This window comes from Riemerella anatipestifer ATCC 11845 = DSM 15868, from assembly GCF_000252855.1.
Lineage (GTDB): Bacteria > Bacteroidota > Bacteroidia > Flavobacteriales > Weeksellaceae > Riemerella > Riemerella anatipestifera.
In genome coordinates this window covers 543842-564171 of record NC_017045.1, presented here as the reverse complement: position 1 = coordinate 564171, position 20330 = coordinate 543842, and the positions used below count along the sequence as shown (strand labels likewise).

The window sequence follows — 20330 nt, the reverse complement described above, 5'->3', positions numbered from 1 at the left end:
TATATTATGGCGAAAAAGAGTATCATTAAAATGAATAATTTCAGAAATAAAACTTTTCTAAAATTTCTCTGGGGAATTTTGGGCGTTTATTTTATGAATATAAGCATAGATACTCCAGATGATGATAGATACTATTTCTCGGAAACTTCAAATTATAATGATATGGAAAGCATTATAGAAGTTATTGTAGAAAAAGTATTTAAGTATGAAAATGCCATAGAAGAATCCGAGGAGTGCGATTTGGATAATTATACTAAAAAATCTAAATATAATTGGTTTTTCGGATTATTTTCTCCGTGTAAATCAGTTCAAATGGTTGAGTTTTATTTCTCAAAATATATTTGCACCGTTGGAGTATCCAAGCTCCTTAACGGCTTTTCTCAATTTGATGTGCCTCCGCCTAAAATTTGATTTTAATTTATAAATGGTTTATGATAATGATGGTTCTTAATAAATTAAGGATTATCTAGAGTTGTAAAATAAATTAAGGTTAAAATCAAAAATAATATGAATTTTAAAAAAATAATGCTATTAGCTTTAGGGCTAATTTTTGGCAATGTGTTTTCTCAAAATCATAATAATGAAAAAGATAGTCTCTATATAGCAGAGGTGGAAGAAAGGAAAGAACCTGCTAAAGTTTTACACGCAGAGCCTTTGTATATAGATTTGATAAGGGATTTAGGAGCGAGAAAAGGCGAAAAAGAATGGAATTTAGGACTTGGATTAACAGATAAACTCAATTTTGATGCCTATGAAGCATTGGTAGAGTACGAATGGGCTCCTATTGATAGGTTAGGGTTAGAAGTAGAGCTACCGTTTACATTCTATTCTCCTACGGGAAACGAGAAAGTGCAGGCTCCGTCTAGTAAACTTAATAGTTTGAAATTGGCTTTACAATGGTCGTTTTTGGTAAATGAAGAAAAAGCGACTACAATGGCTTTAGGCTACATCAATGAGTTAGAGTTTTCAGATTTTGGACGTTTTGGAAAACCTTTAATTAAAGGAAATGTTTACAATCCGTTTTTTGTGGTGGCTAAACGCTGGGGAAATAATTTCCATACTTTGGTTTATACAGGACCAATGATAGAGCAGAATTTTATCACCAATAAATTTCATATGGTGTATGATGTGCATTCTAGTTTTCATTATATGATTTCGGGAACGAGGAATTTTGTGGGAGTGGAATTTAATAAAACCTTTGATAGAGGTAATTTTGATATGGTTATGCGTCCTCAGATGCGTTTGGGGATTTCGGAGCAGTTGATGTTAGGTGTTGTTGTGGGGATTCCTGTAAGTAGAGAAAATGAACGATTGAGTTCTTTTCTAAGATTGATATGGGAGCCTAAACATTAAGTTAAATACGGTGTTTGTTAGTAACTTTTTAAGGCTGAAAGTTCAAAAAAGGTTACTTTTTTTCATTGTTTTGTTACAATTACTTATATTTGTATCCAAATAATTTTTATTTATGAAATTTATCGTAGCAAGTAGCGAGTTACAAAAGGCTTTACAAGTGGTAAGTGGTGTGATTTCCAGTTCACAATCACGCCCTATTCTAGAAAACTATTTGTTCGAACTAGATAATCAAAATCTTAAAATTACTTCATCTGACGGAGAAACTACTTTGGTAACTTCTCTAGAGGTAATGTCTGAAGATCAAGGTAAAATAGCAGTTCCTGCGAAAACTTTTCAGGAATTAATAAAGACCTTTGGGGAACAGCCTTTAACTTTTACAGTAAAGGAGTCTGCTAATGAAATGGGAGCTTTACTGGAAATTCTAGATGATAGAGATAACTATGAGGTGGCTCTAGATAATGCAGAAGATTACCCAGAGTTACCAGAGTTTGATGCTTCACAAAGTGTTACGATACCTTCAGGGGTATTAGCAGAAGCGTTGGTAAATACTTTGTTTGCTACAAGTAATGATACGCTTCGCCCTGTAATGACGGGAGTTTTATTCCAATTTGGAGAAAACGAAGCTAATTTTGTATCTACAGATTCTCATAGATTGGTAGTTTACAAGAGAAAAGACATTAAAAATAGTGAGCCTATAGAGTTCATTATGCCTAAAAAACCATTGAGTATTTTTAAAAATATTTTAGCCAATACGGAGGAAGAAGTTGTTATTGAGTTTAATGAGAATATGGCTAAATTTACCTTTGGTAATCATATTTGGATTTGTCGTTTAATAGATGGTAAATATCCTAATTATTCTGCGGTAATCCCTCAAGAAAACCCTAATTTGCTTACAGTAAATAGAAATTTACTACTTAGTTCTATTAGGAGAGCATCTATTTTATCTAACAAATCTACTAATCAAGTAAGATTTAAGTTATCGGGTAATATCCTTCATCTACATGCGGAGGATACTGAGTTTGCTAATAAAGCAGATATGCAGATTCCTTGCGATTATAAAGGAGAAGACATCAACATTGGTTTCAGTTCTAAATTTTTAACAGAAATGTTATCAGTTTTGAGTTCTGATGATGTATTGATGAGAATGTCTCAGCCTAACCGTCCAGGTATTTTAGAACCAATAGATGGGCTAGATGAAAACGAACATATTTTAATGCTTTCTATGCCTGTCATAGGAATGTAATTAATGATAACTAAAGTGATTGTATATTAAATTACTTTCAGAATTTGAGATTTGAAATACAAATCTCAAATTTTGTTTTAAGGAAAATTTAAGTCAATGTTTTAAAAATAATAAGATTTTCAAACACATATTTAAAGAATGAAAATATCAAATAATTGGTTAAAAAACTACATCAAAACCGACTTGAGTTCAGAGAAGATAGGAGCTTACCTTACGGACATAGGGCTAGAAGTAGAGGGTATAGAAATTTTTGAAAGTATAAAAGGAAGTTTAGAGGGTATTGTGGTAGGTAAAGTTTTAGCTTGTGAAAAACATCCAAACGCAGATAAACTCAAAAAAACAACCGTAGATGTAGGAGGAGGTAAGGTTTTAGAAATTGTATGTGGAGCACCTAATGTAGAGGCTGGGCAATTAGTACCTGTGGCAGTAGTAGGAACAACGCTTTATGATAAGGAAGGGAATAGTTTTGAAATCAAAAAGGCTAAAATAAGAGGAGAGGTATCCGAAGGAATGATATGTGCTGAAGATGAATTAGGGTTAGGGAATAGCCATGATGGAATTATGGTTTTAGACGAAACTCACGAAGTAGGGAAGCCTTTTGCAGATTATTTTGAAATAACTAAAGATGAAGTCTATGAAATAGGGCTAACGCCTAATAGAACAGATGCAATGTCTCATTATGGTGTGGCTAGGGATTTGAATGCTTTTCTGTACGCGTCTAATATCACAGAAACAGAGTTTGAAAAGGTATCGTCTGATATTTTTCAGCCAGAAGGTGAGCATGGATTTTCTATAGAAGTAGAGGATGCAGAGCTTTGTTCTAGATATATAGGAGCTGTTTTAGATAATGTTAAGGTAAAGCCTTCTCCAGAGTGGTTAAAGAATAAACTTAAAGCCATAGGGTTAAATCCTATCAATAATGTGGTAGATGTTACCAATTATATTTTACACGGTTTGGGGCAACCTCTACACGCATTTGATGCGGATAAAATTTCTAGACAAAAAATAGTCGTAGGTGTTTGTAATTCTGGAACTAGATTTACTACTTTAGATGGTGTGGAGCGAACGCTTAACGGTACAGAAATTATGATAAAAGATGCTTCGGATAAACCAATGTGTATCGCAGGAGTATTTGGTGGATCAGATTCTGGCGTTTCAGATTCAACGACAAAAGTTTTCCTAGAAAGTGCTTATTTCAATCCAGTATCAGTAAGAAAAGCGGCGAAAGCTCATGGTTTAAATACAGATGCATCTTTCCGTTTTGAAAGAGGTGTAGATGTTAATGCGGTTAGGATTGCCATTACCAAAGCGATAAGTCTCCTTAAAGAAGTGGCAGAAGCAGAACTTGTAGGAGATTTAATAGAAGTTTATCCTGAGAAAATAAATCCTCACTATGTGCTATTTAGATATTCTAAGCTAGACCAAATTCTAGGAGTTAAAATCCATCGTGAGACGGTAAAGAAGATATTAAAATCGCTTGAAATAGAAATTCTTAACGAAATTCCAGACGGTCTAGAGCTTTCTGTGCCAACCTATAGGGCAGATGTTACTAGAGAGATAGATGTGATAGAGGAAGTGCTTAGAATCTATGGATATAACAAAATAGATAGTCCTCAAAAGATTGCGTTTTCACCAGTAAAATTGAGTTTTGAAGACCAAGATGCTTTAGAAAATACTTGGGCTAGATTGTTACAGTCTAACGGGTTTAATGAAGTGATGAACAACTCACTTACTACGGTGAAAGATGAAACCAATGCAGTTAAATTGCTTAATCCATTGAGTAATGATTTGGCATTTATGAGAACTTCTTTATTAGAAGGTTTATTACAGAATGCAGTCTATAATATCAATCGTAAAAATACGGATATTAAGTTTTTTGAGTTAGGTAAAATCTATCATAAATTTGAAACTTATAAAGAAAGAAAGCAACTAGCAATGCTGATTTCTGGTAGACATCAATCTGAAAATTGGCTTGTACCGAAATCTAGTACAGATTTCTATCATTTAAAGTCGTATGTTAAATTGGCGTTAGAAGTTTTAGGAATTACTATTCAGGAGAAACCTTTGCAAGATGCTCGTTTCAGTGATGGGTTAGAATTTGTTTCTGATGGTAAGGTATTGGCAAGATTGGGTAAGGTAGCACCAGAATATCTTAAATCAGCAGATATGGAGCAGGAGGCTTTTTATGCAGAGATAGAAGTAGAGGCTTGTCAAGAATTGAGAACTAAAGGTAACTTTAAGTTTAGAGAAATACCTAAATTTAATAAGATAAGAAGAGATTTAGCGTTACTTTTAGATAAAAACATCACTTATTCAGATTTATATCAAGAGGTGATGAAGAAGCCGTCGCCGTATCTTAAATCGGTTAATCTGTTTGATGTTTACGAAGGTAAGAATTTGCCAGAGGGTAAGAAATCTTACGCTTTGAGTTTTGAACTTCTTAATGAAGAAAAAACATTAGAAGAAAAAGAAATTTCAGAAATAATGGGAGGGCTAATCACACTCTTTGAGAAAAATTTTAATGCAGAGCTACGCTCGTAAATACAAATAAAAAGGTTATGAAAAATATAATATTAACATTAGGTATAGGTTTGCTGATGTTTTCTTGTGCCACGGTTGGTAATACAACTACAACTAAGAGTAAAAAGAATCAAGTTAGTCTATTATCAACAGAGTGGGTTTTAGCGGAAAGCAGACTCGGCTCTAGTAAAGTACCTACTTTAACAGTAGAAACAGAGAAAGTATCAGGAAACTCTGGGTGTAACAATTATTTTGGACAGCTTAAAATAGATGCACAAACGGGAGCTTTCTCGGTAGAGAATGTGGGTTCTACTAGAATGGCTTGTAAGGATATGTTGGTGGAACAAAACTTTCTAAAAATGTTGGAAAAAGCCAATAGATACGAAAGTGATGGCATTACTCTTACACTTTACAAAGACCAACTACCACTAATGAAATTTAGTAAGAAGTAGATTGTTTTTATTAAATAATATAAAACGGATTGAAAAGAAAATATTTCAATCCGTTTTTTGTTTATATAGAGAGGCAATAGGAAATTTTTTATCACTACTGTTTTAATTCTTGTCATATTTTATAAATCTTTGTCATTTTAATGTGTCAAAATGTCTTATGATTGTTGCCGTATGGTGTTTGGCATTTTTTTCGTGTCTAGAGTAGAAGTTAAAATTAAACAATTAAAAATTTAAAACGATATGTCAGTAAATTTTAAACCGTTATCAGACAGAGTTTTGGTAGAACCAGCAGCAGCTGAAACTAAAACGGCATCAGGAATTATTATCCCAGATACAGCGAAAGAGAAACCTCAAGAAGGTGTAGTAGTAGCTGTAGGTGCAGGGAAAAAAGATGAGCCTATGACTGTAAAAGTAGGAGATAAAGTGCTTTATGGCAAGTATTCTGGTACAGAACTTAAACTTGATGGTAAAGATTATCTTATCGTAAGAGAAGGAGATCTTTTAGGTATTTTAGGTTAAAAATCAATCAATAAAAATAAAGTAATACATAGGTTTAATCTGTGTTTTCATAACAATAATTTAATTAAATAAACAAAATGGCAAAAGATATTAAATTTGATATAGAATCAAGAGACGCACTTAAAAGAGGTGTAGATGCATTAGCAAATGCAGTTAAGGTAACTTTAGGACCTAAAGGTAGAAATGTGGTTATAGAAAAATCTTTCGGTGCTCCACATGTAACTAAAGATGGGGTTTCTGTGGCTAAAGAGATAGAGCTAGAGGACAAAGTAGAAAATATGGGAGCTCAAATGGTAAAAGAAGTAGCATCTAAAACCAACGATTTGGCAGGAGATGGTACCACTACAGCTACCGTATTAGCGCAAGCTATCGTGAGAGAAGGTCTTAAAAATGTGGCTGCTGGAGCTAATCCTATGGATTTAAAAAGAGGGATTGACAAGGCAGTTTCTACTGTAATAGAAAACTTAAAATCTCAATCTCAAGCAGTAGGAGATTCTTCTGAAAAAATCAAGCAAGTAGCTTCTATTTCTGCAAATAACGATGATGCAATAGGTAGCCTTATCGCTGAAGCTTTTGGTAAAGTAGGTAAAGAAGGTGTAATTACTGTGGAAGAGGCTAAAGGTACAGATACTACGGTAGATGTGGTAGAAGGTATGCAGTTTGACAGAGGTTATCAGTCGCCTTATTTCGTTACAAATCCAGACAAAATGGTAGCGGAGTTAGACAATCCGTATATTCTTTTAGTAGAGAAGAAAATTTCTTCTATGAAAGAATTATTGCCTGTTTTAGAGCCAGTAGCCCAGCAAGGTAAAGCTTTACTTATCATTTCAGAAGAGGTAGAAGGTGAGGCGTTGGCAACATTAGTGGTTAACAAACTAAGAGGTTCTTTAAAAATCGCTGCAGTAAAAGCTCCAGGATTTGGAGATAGAAGAAAGGCAATGTTAGAAGATATTGCTATCTTAACGGGTGGACAAGTAGTTTCTGAAGAAAGAGGCTTTACTATGGATAATGTAACTATTGATATGTTAGGTAGAGCAGAAAAAGTAGTTATAGATAAAGACAATACTACGGTAGTAAATGGTGCTGGAGATGAGGCTCAAATTAAAGCTAGAGTAAATCAAATCAAAGCTCAAATGGAAAGCACTACTTCTGACTACGATAGAGAAAAATTACAAGAAAGATTGGCTAAATTAGCTGGTGGTGTAGCAGTTCTTTATGTAGGTGCAGCTTCTGAAGTAGAAATGAAGGAGAAGAAGGATAGAGTAGATGACGCATTACATGCTACTAGAGCGGCAGTGGAAGAAGGTATCGTAGCTGGTGGAGGTGTAGCTTTGGTAAGAAGCATTGCTTCTCTTGAGAACCTTAACGGTGCTAACCAAGATGAAAACACAGGTATTAAAATAGTTAAAAGAGCTATAGAAGAACCATTGAGACAAATCGTAGCTAATGCAGGTGGCGAAGGTTCTGTAGTGGTGGCTAAAGTTTCAGAAGGTAAAGGAGACTTCGGATACAATGCTAAAACAGATGAGTATGTTAATATGCTAGAAGCAGGGATTATAGACCCTACCAAAGTGACTAGAGTAGCATTAGAAAATGCAGCTTCTGTGGCTGGTATGCTATTAACTACGGAGTGTGTAATTACAGAACTACCTAAAGAAGAATCTGCAATGCCACCAATGGGAGGCGGAATGCCAGGTATGATGTAATTTTCATTGCAATTTAACTAAAATAAAAAAACCGCTTTTTTAGGCGGTTTTTTTAGTTAATAAAATGGGATTTCGTATAGTCAATATTTTTCAATGAAAATTATGTAAGATGAGAATTAGAAAGCTTATTTATATGGTTTCAGTTTTGGCTTTTGTTGTAGGAAAATCTCAACAATATTTGCCTAAAGATACACTCTATGGTAAGGTTAAGACCTTAAGAGAAAAAGTAATATTTTTAACAGAAATTACAACTCCACAGTTTTTAGATTACGAAGATGATTATGGACACACAGGATTTAGAGGAGCTAAAGAGACCTTAGAAAGCTTTAGAAAGGTATGGTATACCTATGATTTTTGTCATTATTTAAACTATAAAAAGGTTTTTGATAATCGTGGTAATATGATTAAAGAAACTTGGTTTGATAAAAAAGACACTTGTATTGCTTCTTATCAAAGAAACTACGATTCTAAAAATAGAATCATCGGAAAATTGGACTCTGTCCAATCTACTATTCTTGAAACTCGTTATGATTATCTGAATGATAACGAAGTAAATATTATCAAGAAAAATCTGAGGACTAATTACGCTCATCATAGTTATGAAAAAACTGAAAATGGTAAATTAAAGGTTCAAAAGATATTTCACAGTGATGAAGCTGTAAGTGAGTATAATTATGTATATGATGATAATGGATTACTGAAATATAGAGTTTATAAAAATCCATATTCTTGGAAACAAGACCAATATGGAGCTTGGAGTTATGGTATATATGGTATTCCTCCAAGTATCTATAAAGATATAGTGAATTACTACGATTCTGAAAAAAGACTTGTTAAAAACCAAAAATTTGGATTGTTTGAAAATGATACAAAGAACAAATTTCCAAATTTGTATGAACAAACTAAATATTACTATCAGAAAGGTAATTTAATTAGAGTTGAAAAAAAATATAATAGTGGAGTAAAATACTATGAACATTTTTCATATGATGAACAGCATCAGGTATCTATCCATTATTGTTGTAGTAAATCTAAAAATAAATCCTCTAGGATAGGAAGTTACAAATTACAAAATGATAAGATTATCCATTTAAATCTTCTCGCTGGAGAAAATAAATATGATATTTCTTTTGATTATGTATTTGATGATAAAAATAATTGGACTGAAATTACCAAAGCAGTTAACGGAATAGCTTTGTATAAGTGGGTGAGAAAGATAGAATATTATGAATAAAAAGGACTAGCCGAAAAATTAAGCTAGCCCCTAGTGTATAATTTGAAAAAGAGATAACTAACTTTTCCCTAGCTTAACTTTCAGATTTTTTATCATTTCTTCGGTCATCATTTTGATGTCAAACTCATAAGAAAGTCCCCAATCTTCTTTAGCTTTGCTATCGTCTATGGAAGCAGGCCAAGAGTCAGCGATGCTTTGTCTGAAATCGGGTTGGTAAGAGATTTTGAAATTAGGCATTACTTTTTTAATTTCATTTGTTAGTTCTGCAGGTGTAAAAGACATACCTCCTAGATTATAAGAGCCCCAAACACTGATGTTTTCTGCAGGTTCTTGCATTAGTTTTATGGTAGCGTTTATAGCATCGTCCATATAGAGCATAGGCATGGCAGTGTTTTCCGAAATAAAACATTGGTACTCGCCTTTTTCTACCGCTTCATAGAAGATTTCCACGGCATAATCGGTAGTACCTCCACCTGCAGGAGCTTTCCAAGAAATAAGACCAGGGTATCTTATACTACGCACATCTACACCATATTTATCGTGGTAATATTCACACCATTTTTCTCCAGCCATTTTAGAAATACCATACACGGTGGTAGGGTTAAGCACCACATCTTGCCCAACATTGTGCTTTGGAATACCTTTACCAAATACAGCGATGGAACTTGGCCAAAATATCTTTTTTAAATAGCCTTCTTTTGCTAATTCGCAGAGGTGGAGTAGTGGCTCTAGATTGAGTTTCCAAGCAAAAAGTGGTTGTTTCTCCGAAGTTCCAGATAAGAGAGATGCCAAGTGATAAACCGTAGTGATTTTATTTTCTTTGATAAAATCTTCCAATAGTTTAAAGTTGGTTACATCTATTCTTTCGTAGTGTCCAGCAGTAGTAATGCCTTCTCTCCATTTATCAATTCCAGAAGCAATAACATTATCTTTACCGTAGATTTCCACCAACTTTGCTGTAAGTTCGGTACCGATTTGCCCTAAAGCTCCTGTGATGAGTATTTTTTCATTTTTACTTTCCATAGTTTGTTCCGATTTCGTTTTTACAAAGGTACTAAATATGCCTATTTTTTGGAAATGTTTTTGGTTAGAAATTTTAATTTAATGATTAGATTTGTATCCAAATTAAAGTGATAAAATGATTAGAAAAGCCCAAAGGGAAGATATACCATTGATACAAAGTCTTGCAAAGCAATCGTGGAATAGCCATTATCTCGCAAGAGCAGATAGATTATATGTTGGGTATGATGTACTCCGATGAAGAGTTAAACCAACATTTTGAGAATCCTAACTATCATTATTATCTGATGTTGAATGGTGGTGTAGAGGTAGGATTTATGGGGTTTGAAATAGGCTACGAACCTCAAACCACCAAATTACACCAGCTTTATCTTTTGGCAGAGGCTAAAGGAAGAGGATTGGGAAAGGAAGCAATAGGCTTTTTAAAAAGAGAAGAGAAAAGCCACAAAGATAAGTCTATCGTACTAAATGTTAATAGGAAAAACCCATCGTTTAATTTTTATAAAAGCCAAGGGTTTGAGGTAGATAAAGAAGTGGTGTTGGAAGTAGGCGAAAGTTTTGTAATGGACGATTATATTATGAAAATAGCCATAGAAATTTAATTCTATGGCTATTTTTATTATAGCAAAGACTAAATAATTTTACTGCATTAGCTTTTTTACTGCTTTTTTCACTGCTTCTGCATCTATTCCGTATTTTTTCATCAGCTCGGCTGGTGTGGCAGACTCACCGAAAGTATCGTTTACGGCAACAAATTCTTGTCTTGTAGGGTGCTTTCTTGCAAGTAGTCCTGCCACAGACTCGCCAAGTCCTCCAAGGTAGTTATGTTCTTCTGCCGTTACAATCTTTCCTGTTTTCTTTACAGAATTTAAAATGATTTCTTCGTCCAAAGGTTTAATCGTGTGGATATTGATTACCTCGCAAGAGATACCTTCTTTTTCTAGTTGTTCTGCAGCTACTAGAGACTCCCAAACCAAATGCCCTGTTGCTACAATGGTTACATCTTTACCTTCTTGCAACAAAATCCCTTTACCGATTTCAAAAGGCATATCTTCTGGCATAAATACAGGTACGGCAGGTCTCCCGAATCTTAGATAGACAGGACCGTTGTAGTCTGCAATGGCAATGGTAGCCGCTTTAGTTTGGTTATAGTCGCACGGGTTGATAACTACCATACCTGGCAACATTTTCATCATACCAATATCTTCTAGCACTTGGTGAGTTGCACCGTCTTCTCCTAAGGTAAGTCCTGCGTGAGACGCACATATCTTAACATTTTTACCAGAGTAAGCCACAGATTGACGAATTTGGTCGTAAACTCTCGAAGTAGAAAAGTTAGCAAAAGTACCCGTAAATGGTATTTTACCATTGATGCTAAGCCCTGCAGCGATGCCTATCATATTCGCTTCGGCGATGCCCACTTGGAAAAATCTTTCTGGAGCTTTCTCTATAAATTTCTCCATTTTTAGAGAGCCGATAAGGTCGGCACAGAGTGCTACTACATTTGGATTTTTGTCAGCAAGTTCTGCTAGCCCAGCACCAAAACCACTTCTTGTATCTTTTTTTTCGGTATAAGTATATTTCATTTTAATTTATTTTTCACTTTTAGTTTCCTCTATAAGTAGAATATCCGTAAGGTGAAAGAGTTATAGGTACATGATAATGATTATTATCTTTTATTTCAAAAACCACCTCTATGTACGGGTAGAAAGTGTCTTGTCCCAATTTCTCAAAATAAGGTTTTGTAAAATAAGTGAGTTTGTAAATTCCCTTGTGGTTTACGCCTTTTCCTTCTTTTAAAAAGTCTTTGATACGCCCGTTTTGGTCAGTTGTCTTTTCATCAACTGTTACCCAATGGTCTTTATGCTGCAATTTGGAAAGGCGAATGCTTACATTGGGTGCAGGCTGTCCTTTTGTAATGTCCAAAATATGACTTGACAATTGGTATTTTGCTTCTTGTGCAAAAGTTAGACTTGCAAAGGCAAGCATTAACATTAAAAAAAATGTTCTTTTCATAGGTATAAAATTTAAAAATTAGTAATTGTTTTCAGTTGTAATCCTCCTCTATTTGGGTTGCAAAACCTATTAAGATGATTATTGGTTCGTATTTACTTCAATGGCAGAAATTCCCGCTTTTGCAATCCGTACATCTTCGCTTCCGTGTGCACCGCCTACACCAATACCGCCAACTACTTTTCCGTCTATATAAATGGGCACTCCTCCGTCCAAAATTAAAATATTTTCGTCCAAATAACGAACATCTTCGGGGATTGTCCCATTTTTAATGCCTTGTGCAATTTCGGCGGTTTCTCTTTTTTGAGAATTGGCAGTAAAGGCTTTTTTATAACTGGCTCGTAAGGTATGCACCCCAGCGTTGTGATGCCTAAGTACAGCGAGCGTTTGCCCCGACTGATCGACCACCGTAACACTGATACGATGCCCACTTTTATTGGCTTCGTTAAAGGCTTTTTGTGCCATTTTCATTGCTGCATCACCTGTTAATACAGGCTCATATAAAGTTTTGCTCTGGGCTTGTAGAGGGATATTTATCAGTAGGCTTACGAATAGTAAAATATGAATAGATATTTTCATTGTTGGGTATTAAATCCTAAATTCTCTGCCACTTTTTGAGCGATATTGTGGTCGTTTTCGCCACTACCGCCTCCAGATATACCGATGCTCCCCACCAAAACCCCATCTTTCCAGATAGGAACACCACCTCCTAATAGGAGTAATTCGGGTAGGGTATTCAAATTTTGAGCAGTAGGGTTAGCGGCGGCTTTTTGCATTAAGATAAAACTAGGGGTTTTTGTAGAAAGTGCGGTATAGGCTTTTCTACGAGAGGCCTCTGTGTTGTGAGGTCCTACGGTATCCCCTTTCAAGAGTAGGATAACAACCCCCGAGTTGTTAAGTATCGCAATAGAGATCTGTTTATTAAGTTTAGCCGCTTCAAGGTTGGCTTGTTCGGCCAATTTTAATGCACCGTTTTGGTTGATACTTAATGTATGTTCTAATGAGGATTCTTTTTGCTGTGCTAATCCGAAATTTCCTAATATCAAAGCAAATAGAATGATTACATTTTTCATAATGATTATTTTTAATTTACTTAACGATTTTTTTTCGGTATAAGTATATTTCATTTTAATTTATTTTTCACTTTTAGTTTCCTCTATAAGTAGAATATCCGTAAGGTGAAAGAGTTATAGGTACATGATAATGATTATTATCTTTTATTTCAAAAACCACCTCTATGTACGGGTAGAAAGTGTCTTGTCCCAATTTCTCAAAATAAGGTTTTGTAAAATAAGTGAGTTTGTAAATTCCCTTGTGGTTTACGCCTTTTCCTTCTTTTAAAAAGTCTTTGATACGCCCGTTTTGGTCAGTTGTCTTTTCATCAACTGTTACCCAATGGTCTTTATGCTGCAATTTGGAAAGGCGAATGCTTACATTGGGTGCAGGCTGTCCTTTTGTAATGTCCAAAATATGACTTGACAATTGGTATTTTGCTTCTTGTGCAAAAGTTAGACTTGCAAAGGCAAGCATTAACATTAAAAAAAATGTTCTTTTCATAGGTATAAAATTTAAAAATTAGTAATTGTTTTCAGTTGTAATCCTCCTCTATTTGGGTTGCAAAACCTATTAAGATGATTATTGGTTCGTATTTACTTCAATGGCAGAAATTCCCGCTTTTGCAATCCGTACATCTTCGCTTCCGTGTGCACCGCCTACACCAATACCGCCAACTACTTTTCCGTCTATATAAATGGGCACTCCTCCGTCCAAAATTAAAATATTTTCGTCCAAATAACGAACATCTTCGGGGATTGTCCCATTTTTAATGCCTTGTGCAATTTCGGCGGTTTCTCTTTTTTGAGAATTGGCAGTAAAGGCTTTTTTATAACTAGCTCGCAAGGTATGTACCCCGGCATTGTGATGCCTAAGTACGGCGAGGGTTTGCCCTGATTGATCTGCCACCGTAACACTGATATGATGCCCACTTTTATTGGCTTCGTCAAAGGCTTTTTGTGCTATTTTCATTGCTGCATCACCCGTTAATACAGGTTCGTATAGATTTTTGGTTTGAGCATTTACCTTCATAAAGACCAGAAATAATGTGAAAAATAAAGTAACCGATTTCATATTGAATTATAATTTGGTTTCAAATCCCAAAATTACACAGATTTTTCGGTATTTAAAATCCTTTTCGCACAGTCAGAGGCACAAATAAGTCCCGCTGCCATCATAATTACATCTTTTAAAACCAAACGCCCTGCACCCGACAAATATGGAAAGCCATATTGCGGAGTTAGAAAATCACCATCTAATTTTGGAACATACACCTCTGGGGTTGTGATTAGAAAAGAAAGCGTAATCACCGACATTCCGAAGGTTAACAACCCTCCTATCAACCCTATTTTAGGACTCCAAATTCCTAAAAGTGTTAAAATTCCTATGCTTACAATTACCATTCCCAACCCATAAGAAAACGGATAAGTACCGTTGGTTTTGTGCCAAGCTATATTTTCGGCTACCATTTTACCCTCTGGGTTTCGGTGTTTTTTGTATTGGGCTATTTCTGTCCCGTCTTCTTGGATATAAGTTTTTCCCGTGTTATTATAGAAAAAACTCATAAAAGGACTGTTCGTAACAAAAGGAACAATACCATCGGCTTCATATTGGAACGCCTTTAATCCCCCAATCCATAGCATAACTACAGCTATGGCAATCCGTACAAAATGAATGAACTTTGGTTGTAGATTGACTAAGATTTGTAATAAATTTTTCATAAGAGTTTTAATTTTCATAATTTTTTCTATCAACTAAAGAGAAAATAAATTCCTCCAAAAGACAGGGTTCTTTCTCAAAAAGTGTGGCAACTAACCGATTAATTTGTTCCAAAAATGCTTCGTCTTCTTTGGTAAATAACCATTCACAGGTATCATTTAGAAGTGCTAAATCCTAAATTCTCTGCCGCTTTTTGAGCGATATTGTGGTCGTTTTCGCCACTACCGCCTCCCGATATGCCTATACTGCCTATTAATTCTCCGTCTTTCCAAATGGGAACGCCACCGCCTAATAGGAGTAACTCTGGTAATGTATTTAAGTTTTGAGCGGTGGGATTATCGGCGGCTTTTTTCATCAAGATAAAGCTAGGGGTTTTGGTAGAAAGTGCGGTATAGGCTTTTCTACGAGAGGCTTCTGTATTGTGAGGTCCTACGGTATCCCCTTTCAAGAGTAGGATAACAACCCCCGAGTTATTAAGTACGGCAATAGAAACCTGTTTATTAAGTTTAGCCGCTTCAAGGTTGGCTTGTTCGGCTAGTTTTAATGCACCGTTTTGGTTGATACTTAGTGCCTGATTCAGCGAGGCATCCTTTTGCTGTGCCCACCCGAAATTTGTTACTATTAAAGCAAATAAAATGATAATTTTTTTCATAATGATGATTTTTTAAAAATTACTTTTTATCCTCAATCCCGAACTCTTTCCATTGGCTTTGTTCTATATCGATTTTGATGCGTTTTTTGAGTTGAGCATAGAGTTTTTGCAGTTCGTTCAATTTGGCATCCAGGGCTTGGGTTTTGGTTTTGAGGTCAGCTTTTAGTTTTTCTTGTTCGCTGTTGAGGGTTTCTATGGTTTGTCTTAGGGTCTCCAATTCTGATATTTGACTTTCCTGAACACCTGCGGGGAGGTTACTTTTATATCGGCTGAGCCCGTCGGCCATTACCTTAGCCGAGGTGATGTTTTCTGAATATGATTTCTTTGCCATAGTGATAAGTTTTAATTGTGATACTAAAATTATGAATTTATTAAAAATTTAGATAAAAATTTATTGAGTTTATCTAGGAAAAGATTTGTCCCGTGTAGGAAATTTATCGTCCAGGTTAGGATATTTTTGGTACTACATTGGACGGCGTTCGTCCCACTTGGGAAATCCTCTGTCCTACTTAGGAATTCTTTTGTCCGAGTTGGGAAATGTGCTGTCCCAGTTAGGAAGGTGTAAGTCCGTCTCAATATAAATGCCAAATTAAGGAGAACAGTTTCTTTTTCATAATCTCTTTTTTATCCAAAATTAAGTTTTCTTCAGTTGTCTTGCAATCAGACTTCTGTTCACTATCTATTGAATAATGATTTTTTTGTTATGGCGATGTGCTGCCATTGCACCCCAAATCATACAGATAGGCTGGGTAAAGAAGATACTAATTCCTAGCGTGAGAAACGCCGCCACACCCGATACGAGTAGCATTACTAGTGCTCCTACTACGGTGGAATAAAGCATTCCCAACGGACCGAAAAAGAAAGTGAGCAATAGGCTAATCCCTACACTTTTAGTAGGGGCTACTACAACGATTTTTTCTGCTTTATTTGAATTTTCCATTTTATTTAAAAATTTAATAATCAGCCAAATTATCTGTAGAAAGTTGAGCTAAGGCTTTTTCTAGTTGCTCATCGTTAGGTGCCTTACCGTGCCAAGCGTGAGTTCCCATCATAAAATCTACACCGTTACCCATTTCGGTATGCATAATGATAGCGATAGGTTTCCCTTTTCCTGTCTGTGCTTTGGCTTCTTCTAGCACCGCAATTACAGCTTCTAGGTTGTTACCTTCTTTAACTTCCAATACTTGCCAATCAAAGGCTTCTAGTTTAGCTTTTAAGTTCCCTAAAGAAAGTACATCAGACACATCACCATCTATTTGTCGGTTGTTGTAGTCTATAGTTGCAATGAGGTTATCTACTTTATTATGGCTAGCGTACATAAGAGCTTCCCAAATTTGCCCTTCTTGTAGTTCTCCATCGCCGTGTAGAGAGAATACGATGCCTTTATCACCATCTAGCTTTTTACCTAGAGCTGCACCTACAGCAACAGAAAGCCCTTGCCCTAGAGAACCAGAAGCAATTCTTACTCCAGGTAAACCTTCGTGTGTGGTAGGGTGTCCTTGTAATCTAGTGTCTAGTTTTCTGAAAGTAGCCAATTCTTCCACTGGAAAGAAGTTGAACCTAGCAAGTGTACTGTAATACACAGGAGAAATATGCCCATTAGAAAGGAAGAATAAATCTTCGTTTTTGCCTTCCATTTTAAATGGGAGCGAGTAGTTCATTACCTTTCCGTAAAGAGCTGTAAAGTATTCTACACAACCCAAAGACCCACCAGGGTGTCCAGAGTTTACTGCGTGTACCATTCTCAAAATATCTCTTCTGATTTGTGTGGTGAGATGTTTTAATTCTTCTACTGATTTTGCCATTATAATATAGGTTTAATTTTATTGAAATGATTGTTTTTTACTACTGATGAACCAAAGCCCTACAAAGGTAAGTAATCCGTTGATGATAAGTAATTCTAACCCGATTTGGAAATCGCCAAAAACAAGACTTTGATATTTATCTATTAAAAATGATAAGATAGGAGCGGTAATACAGATGTAAGGCACTAGCTTATCTTTAACCGTTCTTTTAGTGAAAATCCCAAAAGCGAAAAGCCCAAGTAGAGGTCCATAGGTAAAGCCTGCTAATTTAAGGATAAGCCCTATCATAGAATTATCGTTAATCCATTTAAAAATGAGTACCATTATTAAAAATGATACTGCTACCCAAAGGTGTACTCTCTTTCTGAATTTTTCTTTTTCGGAAGCGGAGATATTTTTTTCTTTCAGTCCAAATATATCAATACAAAGAGATGAAGTAAGTGCTGTCATAGCTCCATCAGCACTAGGAAATAGAGCAGAAATAAGAGCAATAATGAAAATAATAGAAATAAATGGAGGCATATGGTTAAGAGCTACATCTGGGAATAGCTGGTCTCCAGTGCTAGAAATATTCTCTTGTATGCCGTAAAGATGTAACAACCCACCCATATAAAGGAATAATGAAATAACTCCTAGCAATATAACTCCTAGAGTTACCATATTTTTCTGACTATCTTTTAGGTTGGTTACTGAGATGGATTTTTGCATCATTTCTTGGTCAATCCCAGTCATTGTAATGGTAATGAAAGCTCCTGCTAAGATTTGTTTAATGAAGAACCCTTTATCATTAACATCGGTGTCAAATACTTTAGTATAACCTTGTTCGCTCATTGCGGCGAAACTATCTGCGATATTTAGCCCCAAGTGATTAAGCATATAGAACGTACAGACAATAAGTCCTAAAAGCATTCCTGTGGTTTGTAGAGTGTCTGTCCATACGATGGTTTTTACGCCGCCTTCGTAGGTGTAGAGGATAATCATTACTAAAATAATGAGAGTAGTTACAATAAAAGGAACGCCAAGGCTATCCAAGATAGTCATTTGTAAAATATTTACCACTAGATAAAGCCTCGCCGTAGCACCTACCAAACGAGATACAATAAAAATAGAAGCTCCTGATTTATAAGATAAAGCTCCCATTCTCTGCTGAAGGTATCCATAGATGGAGGTTAGTTTTAGTCTGTAATAAAGAGGTAATAAAACATACGCAATGACAATGTATCCTATGAGGTATCCTATGGTAACTTGTAGATAGTGGAAACTGTCTTTTCCCACCTGTCCAGGGACACTTACAAAGGTAACTCCAGATAGAGAAGTCCCTATCATACCGAATGCTACCAAAACCCAATTACTACTCCTATTGCCTATAAAAAAGCTATCATTATTACTTCCTTTACCTGTTCTATAAGCTACCCATAGCAGAATGCCAAAATAGGCAATAATAATTCCTAGTAAGAGAATTGGCGACATACAAAAATCATTTTTCTATAAACATCGCAAATATAACTTTTTCTTGTGGGGTAAAAAAATAGAGGCTTTAGAAATTTCCCAAAAATAAGAGATGAAAAATGTTACCGTAAGAGAAATAAATACCTAAGTATAATTTTTACAGTGAGTTTAAAAAACATTATTTTTGCAAAATGAATTCACTAATAGATAAATATAATATACCAGGTCCTAGATATACTTCATATCCTACAGTACCTTATTGGGAAGAGGAGAGTTTTACACATCAATCTTGGGAACATACGGTGATAAAATCATTTAAGGAGTCTAAAGACGAAGGAATTTCCATCTACATACATCTGCCATTTTGTGAGCAATTATGTACCTTTTGTGCCTGTCATAAAAGGATTACAAAACAGCACTCTGTAGAAACACCTTATTTGCAATCGGTGATTAAAGAGTGGCAATTGTACTTGGCTCTTTTTGACGAAAAACCTAAAATTAAGGAATTACATTTAGGTGGAGGAACGCCTACTTTTTTCTCGCCTGAAAACTTGAAAATATTGATAGAGGAAATTCTTTCAGGTGGAACAATAGCAGAAAAACCCGAATTTTCTTTTGAAGGACACCCTAACAATACTACTAGAGAGCATTTGCAAGTGCTTTACGATTTAGGGTTTAGAAGAGTGAGTTTTGGGGTGCAAGATTATGATGAAAAAGTACAAAAAGCCATCAATAGAGTTCAGCCTTTTGAGAATGTAGAAAAAGTAACCCAATGGGCTAGAGAAATAGGCTACGAAAGTGTTTCTCACGATTTAGTTTTTGGGCTTCCGTTTCATACTTGGGAAAAAATGGAATATACCATAAGAAAAACAATGACTTTGAAACCTGATAGACTGGCGTTTTATTCTTATGCCCATGTGCCTTGGATTAAAGGAGTAGGGCAGAGAGGTTTTGATGAGAATGACCTTCCGTCAGGCGAAGAAAAAAGAAAACTCTACGAGAATGGGAAGCAACTTTTGGAAGAGCTGGGCTACAAAGAGATAGGAATGGACCATTTCTCACTAGAGCACGATGACCTTTACCAATCGATGCTTAACAAGAAAATCCATAGGAATTTTATGGGTTATACTTCAGGGAAAACTCAACTTATGGTAGGTTTGGGTATGAGTGCTATTTCTGATTCTTGGTATGCTTTCGCTCAAAACGAAAAAACAGTAGAAGCCTATCAGCAGAGAGTAGAGAAAGGAGAAATCCCTGTGTTTAGAGGGCATATCCTAACTGATGAAGATTTGAAAATTCGTCGACATATACTCAATATTATGTGTCAGCTAGAGACTTCTTGGACGGATGCAACGGCTTTTCCAGAGCTAGAAACTACCATAGAGAAGCTTAAAGAGATGGAGGCAGACGGTCTTGTGGAAATATCAGAAAATAAAATCAGAATTACACAAGCTGGTAAGGCGTTCACACGAAATGTAGCGATGACTTTTGATTTGAGAATGTTAAGAAAAGCTCCAGAAACTAGAATTTTTTCTATGACTGTTTAGAAGAGTATTGATATTTCTCATTTGTTTAAAATGAAAACAATAGCA

General features: G+C 35.4%; 23 protein-coding genes. 10 read left to right on the top strand and 13 right to left on the bottom strand.

The features are described from left to right. Nucleotides 1–6 precede the first annotated feature (6 nt). The 8 genes from RA0C_RS02835 (at nt 7) to RA0C_RS02800 (ending at nt 9027) form a co-directional block, all read left to right on the top strand. Nucleotides 7–411, top strand: coding sequence for a hypothetical protein (locus RA0C_RS02835; protein WP_013446781.1), 405 nt, complete (start codon nt 7–9; stop codon nt 409–411). Nucleotides 412–507: 96 nt separating this feature from the next. After that, nucleotides 508–1353: an HAEPLYID family protein gene (locus tag RA0C_RS02830; RefSeq protein WP_004919821.1), complete on the top strand. Its 846-nt coding sequence runs from the start codon at nt 508–510 to the stop codon at nt 1351–1353. Between the two features lie 112 nt (nt 1354–1465). Next, the gene (gene dnaN, locus RA0C_RS02825; RefSeq protein ID WP_004919817.1) at nt 1466–2596 is read left to right on the top strand and encodes a DNA polymerase III subunit beta; all 1131 of its coding nucleotides are present in this window, start codon (nt 1466–1468) and stop codon (nt 2594–2596) included. A 138-nt stretch (nt 2597–2734) separates the two neighbouring features. Further along, entirely contained in the window at nt 2735–5137 is a 2403-nt protein-coding gene (gene pheT, locus RA0C_RS02820) for a phenylalanine--tRNA ligase subunit beta (protein WP_004919816.1), read from the top strand. A 17-nt stretch (nt 5138–5154) separates the two neighbouring features. Next, the gene (locus RA0C_RS02815; RefSeq protein ID WP_004919814.1) at nt 5155–5568 is read left to right on the top strand and encodes an META domain-containing protein; all 414 of its coding nucleotides are present in this window, start codon (nt 5155–5157) and stop codon (nt 5566–5568) included. A gap of 240 nt (nt 5569–5808) precedes the next feature. Further along, nucleotides 5809–6087 carry a co-chaperone GroES gene (locus tag RA0C_RS02810; RefSeq protein WP_004919811.1) on the top strand — a complete coding sequence of 93 codons (279 nt, stop codon included), beginning with the start codon at nt 5809–5811 and terminating at the stop codon, nt 6085–6087. A gap of 77 nt (nt 6088–6164) precedes the next feature. Beyond that, entirely contained in the window at nt 6165–7793 is a 1629-nt protein-coding gene (groL, locus tag RA0C_RS02805; RefSeq protein ID WP_004919809.1) for a chaperonin GroEL, read from the top strand. Nucleotides 7794–7902: 109 nt separating this feature from the next. After that, complete coding sequence (locus RA0C_RS02800; RefSeq protein ID WP_004919805.1) at nt 7903–9027, top strand: hypothetical protein; 1125 nt, start codon at nt 7903–7905, stop codon at nt 9025–9027. 57 nt (nt 9028–9084) lie between these two features. Here RA0C_RS02800 and RA0C_RS02795 read toward each other — a convergent pair whose 3' ends face one another. After that, nucleotides 9085–10050, bottom strand: coding sequence for an NAD-dependent epimerase/dehydratase family protein (locus RA0C_RS02795; protein WP_004919802.1), 966 nt, complete (start codon nt 10048–10050; stop codon nt 9085–9087). A 161-nt stretch (nt 10051–10211) separates the two neighbouring features. Here RA0C_RS02795 and RA0C_RS02790 point away from each other — a divergent pair, with 161 nt between their 5' ends. Then, entirely contained in the window at nt 10212–10649 is a 438-nt protein-coding gene (locus tag RA0C_RS02790; RefSeq protein ID WP_015345488.1) for a GNAT family N-acetyltransferase, read from the top strand. Nucleotides 10650–10688: 39 nt separating this feature from the next. On the opposite strand, the gene RA0C_RS02785 is transcribed toward RA0C_RS02790, so the two are convergent. From RA0C_RS02785 to RA0C_RS02730, 12 genes are all read right to left on the bottom strand, one after another. Then, entirely contained in the window at nt 10689–11633 is a 945-nt protein-coding gene (locus RA0C_RS02785; protein ID WP_004919799.1) for a transketolase family protein, read from the bottom strand. Nucleotides 11634–11652: 19 nt separating this feature from the next. After that, complete coding sequence (gene uraH / locus RA0C_RS02780) at nt 11653–12063, bottom strand: hydroxyisourate hydrolase (RefSeq protein ID WP_013446780.1); 411 nt, start codon at nt 12061–12063, stop codon at nt 11653–11655. 78 nt (nt 12064–12141) lie between these two features. Next, entirely contained in the window at nt 12142–12639 is a 498-nt protein-coding gene (locus tag RA0C_RS02775) for a GlcG/HbpS family heme-binding protein (RefSeq protein ID WP_014411227.1), read from the bottom strand. After that, complete coding sequence (locus RA0C_RS02770; protein WP_014615187.1) at nt 12636–13133, bottom strand: GlcG/HbpS family heme-binding protein; 498 nt, start codon at nt 13131–13133, stop codon at nt 12636–12638. The genes RA0C_RS02775 and RA0C_RS02770 overlap by 4 nt, the downstream gene beginning before the upstream one ends. A gap of 73 nt (nt 13134–13206) precedes the next feature. After that, the gene (gene uraH / locus RA0C_RS02765) at nt 13207–13617 is read right to left on the bottom strand and encodes a hydroxyisourate hydrolase (RefSeq protein ID WP_013446780.1); all 411 of its coding nucleotides are present in this window, start codon (nt 13615–13617) and stop codon (nt 13207–13209) included. Nucleotides 13618–13695: 78 nt separating this feature from the next. Further along, nucleotides 13696–14187, bottom strand: a complete 492-nt coding sequence (locus RA0C_RS02760; RefSeq protein ID WP_013446779.1) for a GlcG/HbpS family heme-binding protein — start codon at nt 14185–14187, stop codon at nt 13696–13698. A 32-nt stretch (nt 14188–14219) separates the two neighbouring features. Then, complete coding sequence (locus RA0C_RS02755; protein WP_013446778.1) at nt 14220–14834, bottom strand: DUF417 family protein; 615 nt, start codon at nt 14832–14834, stop codon at nt 14220–14222. Between the two features lie 152 nt (nt 14835–14986). Then, on the bottom strand, nt 14987–15484 hold the full coding sequence (locus tag RA0C_RS02750) for a GlcG/HbpS family heme-binding protein (RefSeq protein ID WP_004918762.1): 498 nt from the start codon (nt 15482–15484) through the stop codon (nt 14987–14989). A 19-nt stretch (nt 15485–15503) separates the two neighbouring features. Then, complete coding sequence (locus RA0C_RS02745; protein ID WP_004918765.1) at nt 15504–15815, bottom strand: hypothetical protein; 312 nt, start codon at nt 15813–15815, stop codon at nt 15504–15506. Nucleotides 15816–16163: 348 nt separating this feature from the next. Further along, nucleotides 16164–16424 carry a hypothetical protein gene (locus tag RA0C_RS02740; RefSeq protein ID WP_004918767.1) on the bottom strand — a complete coding sequence of 87 codons (261 nt, stop codon included), beginning with the start codon at nt 16422–16424 and terminating at the stop codon, nt 16164–16166. A gap of 13 nt (nt 16425–16437) precedes the next feature. Then, nucleotides 16438–17289 carry a transketolase gene (locus tag RA0C_RS02735; RefSeq protein WP_004918769.1) on the bottom strand — a complete coding sequence of 284 codons (852 nt, stop codon included), beginning with the start codon at nt 17287–17289 and terminating at the stop codon, nt 16438–16440. Nucleotides 17290–17307: 18 nt separating this feature from the next. Further along, nucleotides 17308–18759, bottom strand: a complete 1452-nt coding sequence (locus RA0C_RS02730) for a sodium:solute symporter (protein WP_004918771.1) — start codon at nt 18757–18759, stop codon at nt 17308–17310. Nucleotides 18760–18929: 170 nt separating this feature from the next. Here RA0C_RS02730 and hemN point away from each other — a divergent pair, with 170 nt between their 5' ends. Continuing rightward, nucleotides 18930–20285: an oxygen-independent coproporphyrinogen III oxidase gene (hemN, locus tag RA0C_RS02725; protein ID WP_004918772.1), complete on the top strand. Its 1356-nt coding sequence runs from the start codon at nt 18930–18932 to the stop codon at nt 20283–20285. Nucleotides 20286–20330: the final 45 nt, after the last annotated feature.

Excerpts from the sequence above, each read along its gene's own strand:
- RA0C_RS02775 (WP_014411227.1), bottom strand. The coding sequence starts at position 12,639 with ATGAAAATATCTATTCATATTTTACTATTCGTAAGCCTACTGATAAAT.
- RA0C_RS02785 (WP_004919799.1), bottom strand. The coding sequence starts at position 11,633 with ATGAAATATACTTATACCGAAAAAAAAGATACAAGAAGTGGTTTTGGT.
- RA0C_RS02800 (WP_004919805.1), top strand. The coding sequence starts at position 7,903 with ATGAGAATTAGAAAGCTTATTTATATGGTTTCAGTTTTGGCTTTTGTT.
- RA0C_RS02795 (WP_004919802.1), bottom strand. The coding sequence starts at position 10,050 with ATGGAAAGTAAAAATGAAAAAATACTCATCACAGGAGCTTTAGGGCAA.
- RA0C_RS02730 (WP_004918771.1), bottom strand. The coding sequence starts at position 18,759 with ATGTCGCCAATTCTCTTACTAGGAATTATTATTGCCTATTTTGGCATT.
- groL (WP_004919809.1), top strand. The coding sequence starts at position 6,165 with ATGGCAAAAGATATTAAATTTGATATAGAATCAAGAGACGCACTTAAA.
- RA0C_RS02815 (WP_004919814.1), top strand. The coding sequence starts at position 5,155 with ATGAAAAATATAATATTAACATTAGGTATAGGTTTGCTGATGTTTTCT.
- RA0C_RS02735 (WP_004918769.1), bottom strand. The coding sequence starts at position 17,289 with ATGGCAAAATCAGTAGAAGAATTAAAACATCTCACCACACAAATCAGA.
- uraH (WP_013446780.1), bottom strand. The coding sequence starts at position 12,063 with ATGAAAAGAACATTTTTTTTAATGTTAATGCTTGCCTTTGCAAGTCTA.
- RA0C_RS02835 (WP_013446781.1), top strand. The coding sequence starts at position 7 with ATGGCGAAAAAGAGTATCATTAAAATGAATAATTTCAGAAATAAAACT.
- RA0C_RS02750 (WP_004918762.1), bottom strand. The coding sequence starts at position 15,484 with ATGAAAAAAATTATCATTTTATTTGCTTTAATAGTAACAAATTTCGGG.
- RA0C_RS02740 (WP_004918767.1), bottom strand. The coding sequence starts at position 16,424 with ATGGAAAATTCAAATAAAGCAGAAAAAATCGTTGTAGTAGCCCCTACT.
- hemN (WP_004918772.1), top strand. The coding sequence starts at position 18,930 with ATGAATTCACTAATAGATAAATATAATATACCAGGTCCTAGATATACT.
- RA0C_RS02745 (WP_004918765.1), bottom strand. The coding sequence starts at position 15,815 with ATGGCAAAGAAATCATATTCAGAAAACATCACCTCGGCTAAGGTAATG.
- RA0C_RS02755 (WP_013446778.1), bottom strand. The coding sequence starts at position 14,834 with ATGAAAAATTTATTACAAATCTTAGTCAATCTACAACCAAAGTTCATT.
- RA0C_RS02810 (WP_004919811.1), top strand. The coding sequence starts at position 5,809 with ATGTCAGTAAATTTTAAACCGTTATCAGACAGAGTTTTGGTAGAACCA.
- dnaN (WP_004919817.1), top strand. The coding sequence starts at position 1,466 with ATGAAATTTATCGTAGCAAGTAGCGAGTTACAAAAGGCTTTACAAGTG.
- RA0C_RS02760 (WP_013446779.1), bottom strand. The coding sequence starts at position 14,187 with ATGAAATCGGTTACTTTATTTTTCACATTATTTCTGGTCTTTATGAAG.
- RA0C_RS02770 (WP_014615187.1), bottom strand. The coding sequence starts at position 13,133 with ATGAAAAATGTAATCATTCTATTTGCTTTGATATTAGGAAATTTCGGA.
- RA0C_RS02830 (WP_004919821.1), top strand. The coding sequence starts at position 508 with ATGAATTTTAAAAAAATAATGCTATTAGCTTTAGGGCTAATTTTTGGC.
- uraH (WP_013446780.1), bottom strand. The coding sequence starts at position 13,617 with ATGAAAAGAACATTTTTTTTAATGTTAATGCTTGCCTTTGCAAGTCTA.
- pheT (WP_004919816.1), top strand. The coding sequence starts at position 2,735 with ATGAAAATATCAAATAATTGGTTAAAAAACTACATCAAAACCGACTTG.